Origin of the sequence: Tropicibacter oceani (genome assembly GCF_029958925.1) — a bacterium.
GTDB classification, from domain to species: Bacteria; Pseudomonadota; Alphaproteobacteria; order Rhodobacterales; family Rhodobacteraceae; genus Pacificoceanicola; species Pacificoceanicola oceani.
Genome location: NZ_CP124616.1, coordinates 3,421,019 through 3,434,492 on the forward strand (window position 1 = coordinate 3,421,019; position 13,474 = coordinate 3,434,492).

A 13,474-nucleotide genomic window follows, 5' to 3' on the forward strand; every position below is an offset into this window, starting at 1 on the left:
AGGTTGAACCCGGCGCAACAGAATGAAAAAAGCAAAGGCGCGCCTTCGGGGGCGCCTTTTCCTTTTCGGAGCCGACGTGAAACGCATACTCGCCCCATTGCTTTTTGGCCTGATCGGCGCCGCGATCCTCGTGGCGCTGGGAACCTGGCAGATGCAGCGCCTTGACTGGAAACGCGGCATCCTGGCCGAAATCGACGACAGGATCGCCGGAACCCCCGCGCCCCTGCCCCGGATGATTTCCCCCTCGGACCAGAAATACATGCCCGTCACCCTGACCGGCACCATCGAGGACAAGGCCCTGTTCGTCCTGGTCTCGGCCAAGGTGGTCGGTGCCGGCTGGCGGGTGATCTCTGCGATGACCACGGCGGATGGGCGCCGCGTGCTGCTGGATCGCGGCTTTGTCCCGGTCGCCGACAAATCCGCCCCGCCGCGCCCCGATCCCGTCACGGTGCTGGGCAACCTGCACTGGCCCGATGATCGCAATGCGTCGACCCCGGACAATGACGAGGCCAAGAACACCTGGTTCGCCCGCGACATCGCCCGCATGGCCGAGGTGCTGGACACCGAACCGCTGCTGGTCATCGCCCGCGACATCACCCCGCCCGACCCCGGGCTGACCGTTTTGCCGGTGGACTCCGCCGGCATTCCGAACGATCACCTGCAATACGCCATCACCTGGTATTCGCTTGCCGTGGTATGGCTGCTCATGACCGGCGCGCTGATCTGGCGCCGCAGCAAGGAAGACTGACCGCATGCGTTACATTTCGACCCGTGGCCAAAGCCCCTCCCTGAGTTTCGAAGAGGCGATGCTGTCCGGCCTTGCCCGCGATGGCGGCCTTTATGTGCCCGAAACCATCCCGCAGATGAGCGAAGCCGATATTCGCGCCCTGCACGGGCTATCCTACGAAGAGGTCGCCTTTCGTGTCATGCGCCCCTTTGTCGGCGATGGCTTCACCGACGAGGTCTTCGCTGACCTGATCGCCAAGGCCTATGCGGGCTTTGGTCATGGCGCGCGCGCGCCGCTGGTGCAACTGGCCCCCGGTCATTTCCTGCTCGAACTGTTCCACGGCCCCACGCTGGCCTTCAAGGATTTCGCCATGCAGCTGATCGGTCAGCTGTTCCAAGAGGCTTTGGAACGGCGCGGCGAACGTGTGACCATTGTCGGCGCGACCTCGGGCGATACCGGGTCAGCGGCGATCGAGGCGTTCAAGGGCCTTGATGCGGTCGATGTCTTTATCCTGTACCCGCATGGCCGGGTGTCCGAAGTGCAGCGTCGCCAGATGACCACGCCCAGCGAAAGCAACGTGCACGCACTGGCGATGAACGGCCATTTCGACGACTGTCAGGCCCGCCTGAAAGACATGTTCAACCACTTTGAATTCCGCGACAAGGTGCGGCTTGCCGGGGTCAACAGCATCAACTGGGCGCGGGTTCTGGCGCAGGTGGTTTACTATTTCTCGTCCGCCGTGTCGCTGGGCGCGCCGGATCGCAAGGTCAGCTTCACGGTGCCCACCGGCAACTTTGGCGACATCTTCGCAGGCTACATCGCCAAGCGCATGGGCCTGCCCATCGACCGGTTGATCGTGGCGACCAACCAGAACGACATCCTGCACCGCTGCCTTGCGACGGGGGGTTACCAGACCTCCAAGGTGCATCCGTCGATCAGCCCGTCGATGGATATCCAGGTGTCCTCGAACTTTGAACGCGCGCTGTTCGATGCCTATGGCCGCGACGGCAATGCCGTGGCGCAGCTGATGGCTGAACTCAAGGATGGCGGGTTCCACGTCAGCCAGGGCGCGCTAGAGGCGCTGCGCGAGCATTTCGATTCTGGCCGCGTGTCCGAGGACGAAACCCTGCAGACCATCGCCCTGGCGCAAAAGACCATGGGCGAATTGCTGTGCCCGCATTCCGCCATCGGCGTGCGCGTCGGCGAGGCGATGCGCGATCCGGCCACCCCGATGATCACCCTGGCCACCGCCCATCCGGCGAAATTTCCCGACGCGGTGGAAAAGGCCAGCGGCATCCGCCCGCCCCTTCCATCCCGCATGGCAGACCTGTATGAGCGTCCCGAACGCGTGACACGGGTCGCCAATGACCTGACCGCGCTCGAAACCCTGATATCGGAGCGTATCGCCAAGTGACCGTCCAGACCGCCACGCTGCCCAACGGCTTTCGCATCGTCACAGAAAACATGCCGGGGCTGCAATCCGCCGCCCTTGGCATCTGGGTCACCGCAGGCGGGCGCCACGAACGCCCCGAACAGAACGGCATCGCGCATTTCCTGGAACACATGGCGTTCAAGGGCACCAAGCGGCGCAGCGCCCTGCAGATCGCCGAGGAAATCGAGGATGTCGGCGGCTATATCAACGCCTATACCTCGCGCGAGGTGACGGCCTATTACGCCCGCGTTCTGGGCGCCGATACCGAACTGTCGCTGGACGTGATTGCCGACATCCTGCGCAACCCGGTCTTTGACCCCAAGGAAATCGAGACCGAACGTCACGTGATCCTTCAGGAAATCGGCCAGGCCCACGACACGCCCGACGACGTGATCTTTGACTGGTTGCAGGAAAAGGCCTATCCGGGCCAGGCGCTGGGCCGCACCATCCTTGGCGAACAAGAGCGCGTGAACGCCTTTCAGCGCGATGACCTGTCGCGCTTTGTCGATGAACACTATGGCCCCGATCAGCTGATCCTCTCGGCCGCCGGCGCGGTCGATCACGACCTGCTGGTCGCCCAGGCCGAAACCCTGTTCGGCGACATGGTGCCGCGCACCGCCGGTACCGCCGAACCCGGCACCTTTTCCGGCGGCGAAAGCCGCCACCAGAAGGATCTGGAACAGGCGCATTGGGCGCTGGCCTTCGAAGGTCCGGGCTATCGCGATCCGGCCTTTTACACCGCGCAGATCTATTCCCTGGCCCTGGGCGGCGGCATGTCGTCCCGCCTGTTCCAGGAAATCCGCGAAAAACGCGGGTTGTGCTACACCATCTTTGCCCAAAGCGGCGCCTATGCCGACACCGGCATGACCACCATCTACGCCGGCACCTCGGGCGAGGAAGTCGGCGAACTGGCCACCATCACCATCGACGAAATCAAGCGCGCCGCCGACGACATGACCCAGGTCGAGGTCGACCGCGCCCGCGCGCAGATGAAGGCCGGGCTGCTCATGGGGCTCGAAAGCCCCTCCAGCCGCGCCGAACGCATGGCCCGGATGATCCAGATCTGGGGCAAGGTCCCCCCGATCGAGGAAACCGTCGCCAAGATCGACGCGGTGACCCTGAAGGACGTGCGCCGCTTTGCCGAACTGCAGGCCGTGCAGGCCCCCGCCGCGATGGCACTATATGGCCCGGTGGCGGGCGCGCCCTCGCTGGAGGACCTGCAAGCGAGACGCACCGCATGATGCTAAGGGCCAGGCGCAAGTTGAAACTTGAAACCGAGCGTCTGACGCTCCGCCCCCCTGTGCATTCCGATTTCACCCCCTGGGCCAACCTGCGCCGCGAAAGCCGCGATTTCCTGACCCCGTGGGAGCCGACCTGGGCCGACGACCACCTGTCGCGCCGCGCTTTCACCAACCGCGTCTATTGGGCCTCGCGGTCGATCAACGGCGCCAGCGCCCTGCCGCTGTTCCTGGTCCGCCGCGATGACGAAGCCTTGCTGGGCGCCATCACGCTGGACAACATCCGGCGCGGGCCGGCGCAATCGGGCACCTTGGGATATTGGGTGGGCGAACGCTATGCCCGCCGCGGCTACATGTCCGAGGCGATCCTGGCCGTGGTGCACCATGCCTTTGAAAAGATGGACCTGAGCCGGATCGAGGCCGCCTGCCTGCCGGAAAACCAGCCGTCGCGCGGGCTGCTGGAACGGTCGGGTTTCAAATACGAAGGCGTCGCGCAAAGCTATCTTCAGATCAACGGCCGCTGGCGCACCCATGTGCTTTATGCCGCCCTGCGCGGCGATCGGCGCGGCAAGACCACGGTCGGGCTGTAACGCCCACAGCCTGCCCAATCGGGCGCCATGGCGGGCGCAACCGACAGCACCTGCGCGGCGCCCAACCCCAGGCGACCGGGAATTGATCCCCCAGCACTTGGCGAAATCCGCCAACGCGCTATCCTGACTTGTATTCACAGGGGGAGTAGTCCATGCGTCGTTTGATTGCTTTGCTGATGTCCGGCCTGCTTGGCCTTGCCTTCACCCTTCCGGCGCAGGCCCAGGACCAGCGCCGCCCCAGCCACTGCATCGCCATCGCCGACGCCGCCCCCGGCCTGACCTACCTGCACAAGGCCGCCTGGACCGATCCGGTGCCGCAATACACCGTGCGCCTGCAATACCTGGCCCATGCCTCGTTCCTGATCCAGACCCCGGGCGGGTTGAACGTGGTGACCGATTTCACCGGGTTCATCGGCAACACCCGAATGATCCCCGACGTCGTCACCATGAACCACGCCCACGACACCCATTGGACCCCCGCCCCCGACCCGGCCATTCCGCATGTGCTGCAAGGCTGGGGCGAAACCCACGGCACGGGCATCACCCATCACCTCGACCTTGGCGAAATGCTGGTGCGCAACGTGTCTACGGACATCCGCTCGCAATTCGGCGGGCGCGAGGACAAGGGCAACTCGATCTTCATCTTCGAGGTCGAAGGCCTGTGCATCGGCCACCTTGGCCATCTGCACCACGAACCGACACCGGAACAATACGCTGCCCTCGGGCGCATAGACGTGCTGATGGTGCCGGTCGATGGCGGCTATACCCTGCCGCTGCCCACGGTGATGCGCGTAGTCGAACGTCTGAAATCCTCGGTCGTGATTCCGATGCACTGGTTCTCGGATGGCGCGCTTGGCGCCTTCCTCGACGGGATGAGCGGCAGCTTTGCCATCGACTACGTCGACACTCCGTATCTCGAAGTCTCGCTACGTAGCCTGCCCAACCGTCCCACCATCACGGTGCTGCGCCCGAACTGGCTGCGCGACCCGCGCTGAGCCCTTCCAATTGCTCCAAATATCCCGGGGTCCGGGGCAGAGCCCCGGCCTGCGGGTGCCAAAGCCGCTGACCTCGACGGTCAAAGACAGGGTCTTGGGCCTGCGCCGCAATTCCTCTATCCCTTCGGGCAAGGAGACCCGCCATGCCGCTTTGCCCCGCTGACGACAGCTTTGCCCAGACCCTTGGCGCCGCCCTGCCCCCGGACACCCTGCGCCCGGCCGAAGCGCGCCATCTCGAGGACCCGCGCGGCCGCTGGTCCAGCAGCGCGACCCACGTCGCCCTGCCCCGCTCGGTGCAAGAGGTGGCCGCCATCGTCCGGGCCTGCAACGATGCCCGTGTCGGCCTGACGCCGATCGGCGGGGGCACCGGCCTTGTCGGCGGCCAGATCCCGCGCGAAGGCCCCGCGCCCCTGCTGCTCTCGCTCGAGCGGATGAATGCCATGCGCGCCGCCTTTCCCGAAGAATACGCCCTGGTGGCCGAGGCCGGCTGCATCCTTGCCGATGTCCAAAGCGCCGCGGAACAGGTGAACCGGCTGTTCCCGCTGTCCCTGGCCTCCGAAGGATCGGCCCGGATCGGCGGATTGCTGTCCACCAATGCCGGCGGCGTGAACACCCTGCGCTATGGCAATGCCCGAGACCTGGTGCTGGGGCTCGAGGCGGTGCTGCCGGACGGGCAGGTCTGGAACGGGCTGAAACGGCTGCGCAAGGACAACACCGGGTACGACCTGCGCCACCTTCTGATCGGCGCCGAGGGCACGCTGGGGGTGATCACCGCCGCCAGCCTCAAACTCTTTCCCCGCCCCGCCGCCACCGGCACCGCGCTTTTGACCGTGACCGACCCGCAGGCCGCCTTGTCGCTTCTGACCCTGGCCAAGGGTCAGATCGGCGACGGCATCAGCGCCTTTGAACTGCTGCACCGCACGGGCTTCGACTTTCTGCGCGCCACCCTGCCCGAAATCCGCCAACCCTGGCCAATCGCGCCCGAATGGTGTGTCCTGATCGAACTGGGCCTGTCCCAGGGCCAAAACCCGCAGGACGCGCTGGAACGCCTGTTCGCCGAAGCGCACGAGGCCGGTTTGGTACATGATGGTCTGGTCGCCCATTCCTTGCAGCAGGCCCGGGACTTCTGGACCCTGCGCGAACACATCCCCGAGGCGAACAAACGCATCGGATCTATCGCCAGCCACGACATTTCCCTGCCCCTGGGTGCCATCCCGGCCTTCATCACAAAGGCCACGCAGGCGCTGGCCGGGATCGGTGACTGGCGGATCAACTGCTTTGGCCACCTCGGCGACGGCAACCTGCACTTCAACGTCTTTGCGCCCGAAGGCGTCAGCAAGGACAGCCTGAAGGCGCGCAGCGCCGAGGTCACGGCGCTGGTGCATGACCTGACCCATGCCATGGACGGTTCGGTCAGTGCCGAACACGGCATCGGCCGTCACAAGGTGGCGGACCTGGAAAAATACGGCGATCCGGCCAAGCTGGCGGCCATGCGCGCGATCAAATCCGCGCTGGACCCAAGGGGCATCATGAACCCCGGCGCCGTGCTGCGGGCCTAGTTGCTGGCTGTCATGATCTGAAAGACGCAGCCATCCGACACCAGCTGCGGCGGCGTGATGCACAGCCCGCGCGCGGTCTGGAAGGCGGCCAGCACCTTGGGCACATAGTCGCGGGTTTCGCTGTAGGGCGGCACACCGTTGTTGCTGGCGATCGAGTTTTCCCCGGCGTTATAGCCCGCCAGCACCAGGATCGGGTCGCCGTCGAACTTTTCCATCAGGAAATCCAGAAAGGCCACGCCGCCCTTGATATTCTGCGCCGCATCGAAACTGTCGCTGACGCCAAAGCGTTCGGCGGTGGCCGGCATCAGTTGCATCAGCCCCTGGGCGCCCGCATGGCTTTGCGCATCCGCACGCCCGGCCGATTCCACCGAGATCACCGCCAGCGCCAGCGCCGGCGAAACCCGGGTGCCGATGGTGGCGCGCAGAATGTCGGTGCCATGGCTGGCGGCGATTTCCTGCAGGGCCTGAAGACGCGGCGCACGCACCGATTGGCCCTGCGGCCCCTTGGACAGGCTGGCCAGCGCCGGGTCAAGCCGCCCCGGCCCGCTGGCCGACAGGTCGGGCGAAACCGCGTTCCAGAACCAGGCATAGCTGCCGCCACTGCCCGAAGGCGCGCGCGGCGCGGCGGCGGCCACGCTGGCCGGTTCCGGCGCCGGCGCAGGTTTCGTCGGCCGCACCGGCACCGCGGGTTCGGCCCGCGGCGCGATCTGCACGGTGATCCGCTTGGTCGCGCCCGGCGCGGGCGGTTTGACCCGTTTCGCGCTGAAACTGGGAAAGCTGGATTCGGCATGAACCGGCACAGCCAGCGGCAAGGCGCACAAAAATGCGATAAGGAGTCTGGGGCCCATGGTCTCTGCTCGTTTACTTTTTATGGCTTTGTTTTTTCCATTTATCGCACAAAGGCAGCTTTATGGCCATTACCGTTGCGCAAGCGTGAACCGACTGGTGCCTTTTACCTACACCAAAGGATAGGAAGTCAGGGCTTTTCCCATTCTAATGAAAATTTTTTCGTTTGATTACAGGTCACTAACCAAAATCACCGATCTTTTTTGCGCGGCTACAAAAACACTCCAATCCGGTCACACTCTCGCCCCAAACCGAAGGCTAATTATGCACATACCGCAGCGGGACGGGGCAAGTGAGAGAGGCCCACAACGCACCGAAGCGGTCCTAGTGAGCAACAAGATACCTACGGAGAGAGACCATGATGAAATTCCTCAACACCTTCCGCAAAGACGAAGCTGGCGCCGTGACCGTTGACTGGGTCGTTCTGACCGCAGCCGTCGTTGGCCTGGCCATCGCAGCCTACTCGACCATCGAGACCAACGCTTCGACCCTGATCACCGCAGCCGGTGGCGCAGTCGCGGCAGAAAACGACTTCTAAGTCGTTCGCGGTCTGAGGACCGCTTGAAGACCGGCGCGCAGGCCTGAGCCGCGCGTCGGCACCCAACGAAATTCTGAGCCCCAAGCGGGCAACCTGGAGAAAACCAATGATGAAATTCCTCAACACCTTCCGCAAAGACGAAGCTGGCGCCGTGACCGTTGACTGGGTCGTTCTGACCGCAGCCGTCGTTGGCCTGGCCATCGCAGCCTACTCGACCATCGAGACCAACGCTTCGACCCTGATCACCGCAGCCGGTGGTGCAGTGGCGGCCGAAAACGACTTCTAAGTCTTTCTCGCCTGAGACAAGGACGCCCGAGCCGGTGATTTCCGGCTCGGGGCATCACCCAAAATTGAACAGAAAGGGTTTGAGATGCTGAACTTCCTGAAGGCTTTTCGCGACGATACGTCCGGGGCCGTGACCGTTGATTGGGTTGTCATCACCGCTGCCGTGGTGGGGATGTCCGCAATCTCCTTCTTCGTGATCGAGGACAACTCGAATGCGCTGATGTCGTCCGCAGGCGGCGCGATCGCTGCCGAGAACGACTTCTGATCGCACCACAGTCTCCCTACGCGAGAAAGGCTGAGCCATCCTGGTGCAGCCTTTTTTCTTTTGTCAGCCGGCCTTGTGCATGTTTCACACAAGGGCCCCCTGGCGGGCCTGTTTTGGCCACATTCCCCAGTAATATCGGTGCGTGAACAACCCCGTTGGACCGGGGGTCACACGAACCCATGAGGTAACAGATGCGACTTGTATTCGGATTGGTGTTGATTGCGGGGCTCGGCATGGCCGGCTTTGCCGTCTACATGGCGCAGAACTATATCGGCGCATATGAAAATGCCCTCGAGGAGGAACGCGCCAAAGTCGTGGCAGCGGTTCCGACCCAGGAAATCTATGTTGCGACACGCGCCCTGGCCTATGGTGAGCAGATCACCAAAGAGGACGTGGCCCTGGCCCCCTGGCCCAAGCAGATCCTGCCCGAGGGCCACTTTGACGAGGCCAACCCGTTCTTTGACGAAACCGGCGAGCTGCGCGTCGCCGTGCGCGCCATGGAAAAACACGAGGCCCTGGTGGCCGTCAAGGTTTCGGAACCCGGCGGCGATGCCGGCCTGACCTCGCGGCTTGAAAAAGGCCAGCGCGCCTTTGCGATCAAGGTTGACGTGGCTTCGGGCGTGTCCGGCTTTCTGCGCCCTGGCGACCGTGTCGACATCTATTGGACTGGCCGCATTCCGGGCAACGATCCCAACCTGCCGGTCGGCGACGTGACCAAGCTGATCCAGACCGGCATCAGCCTGATCGCCATCGACCAGTCGGCCCATTCCGACAGCACCGATGCCGCCATCGCCCGCACCGTGACCGTGTCCGCCAGCCCGCAGCAGGTTGCCGCCCTGGCCCAGGCCCAGTCCACTGGACGCCTGTCGCTGTCGCTGATGTCGCAGAACGACGAAACCGTCGCCGAGGCCATCGAAGTCGACCAGCGGTCCCTGCTGGGCATCCAGAAACAGGAGCAGCGTGCGGAAAAGTCGCTTGAGGTCTGCACCATCCGGACCAACAAGGGCACCGAGCGGATCGAAATTCCGATCCCCTGCAACTGACGGTCCTGAAACGAAAACTTGCAGGGCGCCCCGCATCGGGCGCCCTTTTGGTCTGTTCGGGCGCTGGGTACAAAAATCCCCATGTTGCCCTTTGTCCACATAAATTGGAGGGCCGAAGTCATTGATTCTTGCAAATAAACGCAATCTGACGCATCCTGCCCCAAACAAGCAGGCAAACAGACCTGCATTTTGAGGCGTGATCGAAAGGCAGGTCACATGAAATATGACAGGTTTCTCAAGGCGGCCCTGATGGGGCTGACCCTGGCTGTTGCCCCCATGGCGACCAGCCTTCAGGCCGAACAGCTTCGCGTGGTCCGCACGGGAACGGAGTCGGTTCTGAACGTCCCGATGAACCGGGCGGTTGTGGTGGAAAGTGACGCGCCCTTCGCGGAACTTTCGATTGCCAACCCGGCAATCGCGGATATCTCATCGCTTTCGGATCGCACGATCTATGTGCTGGGCAAGGCGCCCGGCACCACGACGCTGACGATCCTGGATGCCGCCGGCAAGCTGATCACCAACGTTGATGTGCGCGTGGCGGCCGATGTGACGGAATTCAAGGAACGTCTGCGCCAGATCCTTCCCGACGAGGAAATCGAGGTGCGCACCGCCAATGACGGGATCGTCCTGTCCGGCACGGTGTCCTCGACCCTGAAAATGCAGCGCGCGCTGGACCTGGCCGAACGCTATGCCCCCGAACGCGTGTCCAACCTGATGAGCGTGGGCGGCATCCAACAGGTCATGCTGAAAGTCCGCTTTGCCGAAATGAGCCGCTCGGTCGCCAAGACCCTGCGCGCCTCGATCGGCACCGGCGGGTCGGTTCTGGGCGGCGACCTGGGGCTTGAGATCGGCACCGGGAACGCGGCGCCGCTGGCGGATGTGGACACCATCGTCGGCAAGCTGAACCCGCAGTCGGGCTCCAACGCCTCGGAAGGCGCGGTTTTGTTCGGCTTCAACGCGGGCGGGCTCGAGGTGGGCATCCTGCTGGAAGCCCTTGAACAAAAAGGCGTTGTCCGCACGCTGGCCGAACCCAACCTGGTGGCCATTTCCGGGCAAGAGGCCAAATTCCTCGCCGGCGGCGAATTCCCGATCCCGGTCGCCCAGCAGGGCGGCATGATTTCGATCGAATACAAACCCTTCGGCGTCGAGCTGAACTTCATCCCCCGCGTGGTGGATGGCGATCTGATCAACCTGGAACTGGAAACCGCGGTTTCGGCACTGGATTTCGACAACGCCTTTGAATTCGAAACCATCAGCGCCCCGGCCTTCCGCCGGCGCGAGGCACAAACAACCGTGGAAATGCGCGACGGCGAAAGCTTTGCCATCGCCGGCCTTCTCGAAGACGACTTCAAGGATCTGAACGGTCAGGTGCCGTGGCTGGGTGACATTCCGGTTCTCGGAGCCCTCTTCCGCAGCGCGGAATACACGCGCGAACAATCCGAACTGGTCATCATCGTCACGCCGCACCTTGTGACGCCGACCAAGGGCGAGGCCCTGGCCCTGCCCACCGACCGGGTCCGCCCGCCGTCCGAAAAGGATCTGTTCCTTTATGGCCGCGTCGGCAGCGATACCGGACGCAAAAAGCCCAAGGGGGCCGCGGGCGAAGTTGCCCAGCAGGACTTCAGCGGCTCTTATGGCTATGTGATGGAATAATCAGATGCGGGGTCAGCACATGAGCAGGATCACCTTTGCGGGCTTGGGGCTTTGCATTCTGGCTGGATGCAGCGCCACCAGCCAGGACCCGGTCTATGCCTCGTTCAACCGCGAGGCGGGGTCGCTGACGGACACCGGCGATTTCGGCAACGCGACGATGAACAACACGCTCTATCAGACCGGCGAAAAGCAGTATGTCTACGATCTGGGGCAACGCTTTGCCTCCGAGGTTCTGACCACGGTCAACTTTGCCTTCAACAGCGCCGAGCTGGACGCAGGCGCGCGCGACACCCTGCGCGAACAGGCGAACTGGATCCGCCAGTTCCCCGAGGTCCGCTTTAACGTCTATGGCCATACCGACAAGGTCGGCGGCAACGACTATAACAAGAGCCTGGGCCTGAAACGCGCCAACACGGTCGTGAATTACCTTGTTTCCCAAGGGGTTGAACGCTCGCGGCTCGAGGCACTGGTCAGCTATGGCGAAAGCCAGCCGCTGATCGTCACCGAAGGCCAGGACCGCCGCAACCGGCGCACCGTGACCGAGGTATCGGGCTTTGTCGGCCGTCACCCCACCGTCATGGATGGCAAATACGCCGAGGTGGTTTACCGCGAATACGTACGCTCGGGCGAACCCAAGACCGGCCTTTCCGGGATCTCCGGTCAGGACTTCCTGACCGAAACCGGCACCGATGGCGGCGGCGGCTGATCGTTCCCCAGCCGGATTTTCACTGTTTCCCGAAGGGCCCTTTGCGGGGCCCTTCCGCGTTTCCAGCGCCGCAATGCCAAATCAAGCAAGTCATTGATTTTATGGCATTTGCCTGAAGCACAGGCCGGATGGCTGTCCAGAAATACCGTACAATTTCGGCTTTTTGGCCCAAATGTTGCCCCGTTTACCCGTCAGGTTGACCTTCGAAGGATCAATGCGCCGCCTTCCGAGTCGGCGCTTGCAGGGTCCGGAACCTGGGTGGCGAAAAGGGAAAACTCCATACCGTCCGCCAGGTCCGCTCTGCACCAAGAACAGGACGTGAGGCATTATGACGAGTATTTCCGCCCAGCCGACAGACCCCGCCCCCATCGCGGCCTGCACCATCAGCCGTGACGTCCAGAACTTCGACCTGTTGATCGAGGACATGGAAGGCATTCTTGGCGAACTCTGGGGGGATCTGGGCTTTGACGAGGCCCTGCCCTTCCTGACGCAACCCGACGCGGCGCACCTTGAATTCGTGGCCCTGGCCATCGACGCCATCGACGAACCCGACCTGGCCCAGCTGGGCGCGATCATCGCCGGCGCCAAGAAGCGCGGCGTCAAGGTCATCCTGATCGCCGAGGATGTCACCCCCGCGTCGCTGCACCAGTTGCTGCGCCAGGGGGCCGATGAATTCATTCCCTATCCCCTGCCCGAGGGCGAGCTGGCCGCGGCGGTCGAACGCCTGCGCCACCCCCCTGCCCGTGCCGAACAGCCCGCCGAGAGCGCCGCCCCCAAGGCCAGCAGCGTCAAGCTGAAAGGCGACGGCGACGGCATCCTGATTGCCGTGCAGTCGATCGCCGGCGGCTGCGGCGCCTCGACCCTGGCCACCAACCTGGCCTACGAACTGGTCACATCCGCGACCAAGGGCCGTGCGCCGCGCGTCTGCCTGATCGACCTTGGCCTGCAATTCGGGTCGGTAGCGACCTATCTTGACCTGCCGCGCCGCGAATCCGTGCTGGAACTGCTGTCCGACATCGACTCGATGGACGGGGAAAGCTTTGGCCAGGCGCTGGTCAGCTTCGAGAACAAACTGCAGGTCTTCACCTCGCCGGCCGATATCCTGCCGCTGGACATGCTGGGCGCGCCAGAGGTCAAAAAGCTGCTGGATGTGGCTCGCGAACACTTTGACTATGTGATCGTCGACATGCCCGGCACCCTGGTGAACTGGACCGAAACCGTCCTGAACGAAGCGCAGGTCTATTTCGCCATGGTCGAATTGGACATGCGTTCCGCCCAGAACACCCTGCGGCTGAAGCGGGCCTTGATGGCCGAGGACCTGCCCTTTGACAAGCTGCGCTTTGTCCTGAACCGCGCGCCCAAGTTCACCGACCTGCAGGGCAAGGCCCGGGTCAAGCGCATGGCCGACAGCCTGGGCATCAAGCTGGATGTACAATTCCCCGATGGCGGCAAGGTGGTGATGCAGGCCTGCGACCATGGCCTGCCGCTGGCCAACCACGCCGCGAAGAACCCGCTTCGCAAGGAAATTTCCAAACTGGCAGCGAGCTTGATCGCGCTGGGTGACACCGACGCTGAAGCAGCCTGAGGAAGATTGACA

The 13,474-nt window shown here is 63.6% G+C and carries 14 protein-coding genes; 13 read left to right on the forward strand and 1 reads right to left on the reverse strand.

Annotation, left to right across the window (positions count from 1 at the left end):
• Positions 1–76: 76 nt before the first annotated feature.
• The 6 genes from QF118_RS16455 to QF118_RS16480 all read left to right on the forward strand — a co-directional run bounded on the left by QF118_RS16455 (position 77) and on the right by QF118_RS16480 (position 6,541).
• Positions 77–748 (forward strand): SURF1 family protein, encoded by a 672-nt coding sequence (locus QF118_RS16455; protein ID WP_282300131.1) that lies wholly within the window; start codon positions 77–79, stop codon positions 746–748.
• Positions 749–752: 4 nt separating this feature from the next.
• Positions 753–2,141: a threonine synthase gene (thrC, locus tag QF118_RS16460; RefSeq protein ID WP_282300132.1), complete on the forward strand. Its 1,389-nt coding sequence runs from the start codon at positions 753–755 to the stop codon at positions 2,139–2,141.
• Positions 2,138–3,400: a M16 family metallopeptidase gene (locus QF118_RS16465; protein ID WP_282300133.1), complete on the forward strand. Its 1,263-nt coding sequence runs from the start codon at positions 2,138–2,140 to the stop codon at positions 3,398–3,400. The genes thrC and QF118_RS16465 overlap by 4 nt, the downstream gene beginning before the upstream one ends.
• Positions 3,400–3,987 carry a GNAT family N-acetyltransferase gene (locus tag QF118_RS16470; protein ID WP_282302503.1) on the forward strand — a complete coding sequence of 196 codons (588 nt, stop codon included), beginning with the start codon at positions 3,400–3,402 and terminating at the stop codon, positions 3,985–3,987. The genes QF118_RS16465 and QF118_RS16470 overlap by 1 nt, the downstream gene beginning before the upstream one ends.
• Positions 3,988–4,139: 152 nt before the next feature.
• Entirely contained in the window at positions 4,140–4,982 is an 843-nt protein-coding gene (locus QF118_RS16475; protein WP_282300134.1) for an MBL fold metallo-hydrolase, read from the forward strand.
• 143 nt (positions 4,983–5,125) lie between these two features.
• Positions 5,126–6,541 carry an FAD-binding oxidoreductase gene (locus QF118_RS16480; RefSeq protein ID WP_282300135.1) on the forward strand — a complete coding sequence of 472 codons (1,416 nt, stop codon included), beginning with the start codon at positions 5,126–5,128 and terminating at the stop codon, positions 6,539–6,541.
• Here QF118_RS16480 and QF118_RS16485 read toward each other — a convergent pair.
• Entirely contained in the window at positions 6,538–7,389 is an 852-nt protein-coding gene (locus QF118_RS16485; protein ID WP_282300136.1) for a lytic transglycosylase domain-containing protein, read from the reverse strand. The genes QF118_RS16480 and QF118_RS16485 overlap by 4 nt on opposite strands.
• Before the next feature lie 356 nt (positions 7,390–7,745).
• Between QF118_RS16485 and QF118_RS16490 the strand changes: the two genes are divergently transcribed.
• The 7 genes from QF118_RS16490 (at position 7,746) to QF118_RS16520 (ending at position 13,462) form a co-directional block, all read left to right on the forward strand.
• A complete protein-coding gene (locus QF118_RS16490; protein WP_282300137.1) occupies positions 7,746–7,925 on the forward strand; it encodes a Flp family type IVb pilin in 180 nt (59 codons plus the stop codon).
• 106 nt (positions 7,926–8,031) lie between these two features.
• Positions 8,032–8,211 (forward strand): Flp family type IVb pilin, encoded by a 180-nt coding sequence (locus tag QF118_RS16495; RefSeq protein ID WP_282300137.1) that lies wholly within the window; start codon positions 8,032–8,034, stop codon positions 8,209–8,211.
• An 84-nt stretch (positions 8,212–8,295) separates the two neighbouring features.
• Positions 8,296–8,475: a hypothetical protein gene (locus QF118_RS16500; RefSeq protein WP_282300138.1), complete on the forward strand. Its 180-nt coding sequence runs from the start codon at positions 8,296–8,298 to the stop codon at positions 8,473–8,475.
• Between the two features lie 191 nt (positions 8,476–8,666).
• On the forward strand, positions 8,667–9,518 hold the full coding sequence (gene cpaB / locus QF118_RS16505; RefSeq protein ID WP_282300139.1) for a Flp pilus assembly protein CpaB: 852 nt from the start codon (positions 8,667–8,669) through the stop codon (positions 9,516–9,518).
• 216 nt (positions 9,519–9,734) lie between these two features.
• Entirely contained in the window at positions 9,735–11,171 is a 1,437-nt protein-coding gene (locus QF118_RS16510) for a type II and III secretion system protein family protein (RefSeq protein ID WP_282300140.1), read from the forward strand.
• Between the two features lie 19 nt (positions 11,172–11,190).
• The gene (locus QF118_RS16515) at positions 11,191–11,877 is read left to right on the forward strand and encodes an OmpA family protein (RefSeq protein WP_394357064.1); all 687 of its coding nucleotides are present in this window, start codon (positions 11,191–11,193) and stop codon (positions 11,875–11,877) included.
• Between the two features lie 328 nt (positions 11,878–12,205).
• Complete coding sequence (locus QF118_RS16520; RefSeq protein ID WP_282300142.1) at positions 12,206–13,462, forward strand: CpaE/TadZ family protein; 1,257 nt, start codon at positions 12,206–12,208, stop codon at positions 13,460–13,462.
• The last annotated feature ends 12 nt before the right edge of the window (positions 13,463–13,474 follow it).

Excerpts from the sequence above, each read along its gene's own strand:
- thrC (WP_282300132.1), top strand. The coding sequence starts at position 753 with ATGCGTTACATTTCGACCCGTGGCCAAAGCCCCTCCCTGAGTTTCGAA.
- QF118_RS16470 (WP_282302503.1), top strand. The coding sequence starts at position 3,400 with ATGCTAAGGGCCAGGCGCAAGTTGAAACTTGAAACCGAGCGTCTGACG.
- QF118_RS16475 (WP_282300134.1), top strand. The coding sequence starts at position 4,140 with ATGCGTCGTTTGATTGCTTTGCTGATGTCCGGCCTGCTTGGCCTTGCC.
- QF118_RS16480 (WP_282300135.1), top strand. The coding sequence starts at position 5,126 with ATGCCGCTTTGCCCCGCTGACGACAGCTTTGCCCAGACCCTTGGCGCC.
- QF118_RS16485 (WP_282300136.1), bottom strand. The coding sequence starts at position 7,389 with ATGGGCCCCAGACTCCTTATCGCATTTTTGTGCGCCTTGCCGCTGGCT.
- QF118_RS16490 (WP_282300137.1), top strand. The coding sequence starts at position 7,746 with ATGATGAAATTCCTCAACACCTTCCGCAAAGACGAAGCTGGCGCCGTG.
- QF118_RS16495 (WP_282300137.1), top strand. The coding sequence starts at position 8,032 with ATGATGAAATTCCTCAACACCTTCCGCAAAGACGAAGCTGGCGCCGTG.
- QF118_RS16500 (WP_282300138.1), top strand. The coding sequence starts at position 8,296 with ATGCTGAACTTCCTGAAGGCTTTTCGCGACGATACGTCCGGGGCCGTG.
- cpaB (WP_282300139.1), top strand. The coding sequence starts at position 8,667 with ATGCGACTTGTATTCGGATTGGTGTTGATTGCGGGGCTCGGCATGGCC.
- QF118_RS16510 (WP_282300140.1), top strand. The coding sequence starts at position 9,735 with ATGAAATATGACAGGTTTCTCAAGGCGGCCCTGATGGGGCTGACCCTG.
- QF118_RS16515 (WP_394357064.1), top strand. The coding sequence starts at position 11,191 with ATGAGCAGGATCACCTTTGCGGGCTTGGGGCTTTGCATTCTGGCTGGA.
- QF118_RS16520 (WP_282300142.1), top strand. The coding sequence starts at position 12,206 with ATGACGAGTATTTCCGCCCAGCCGACAGACCCCGCCCCCATCGCGGCC.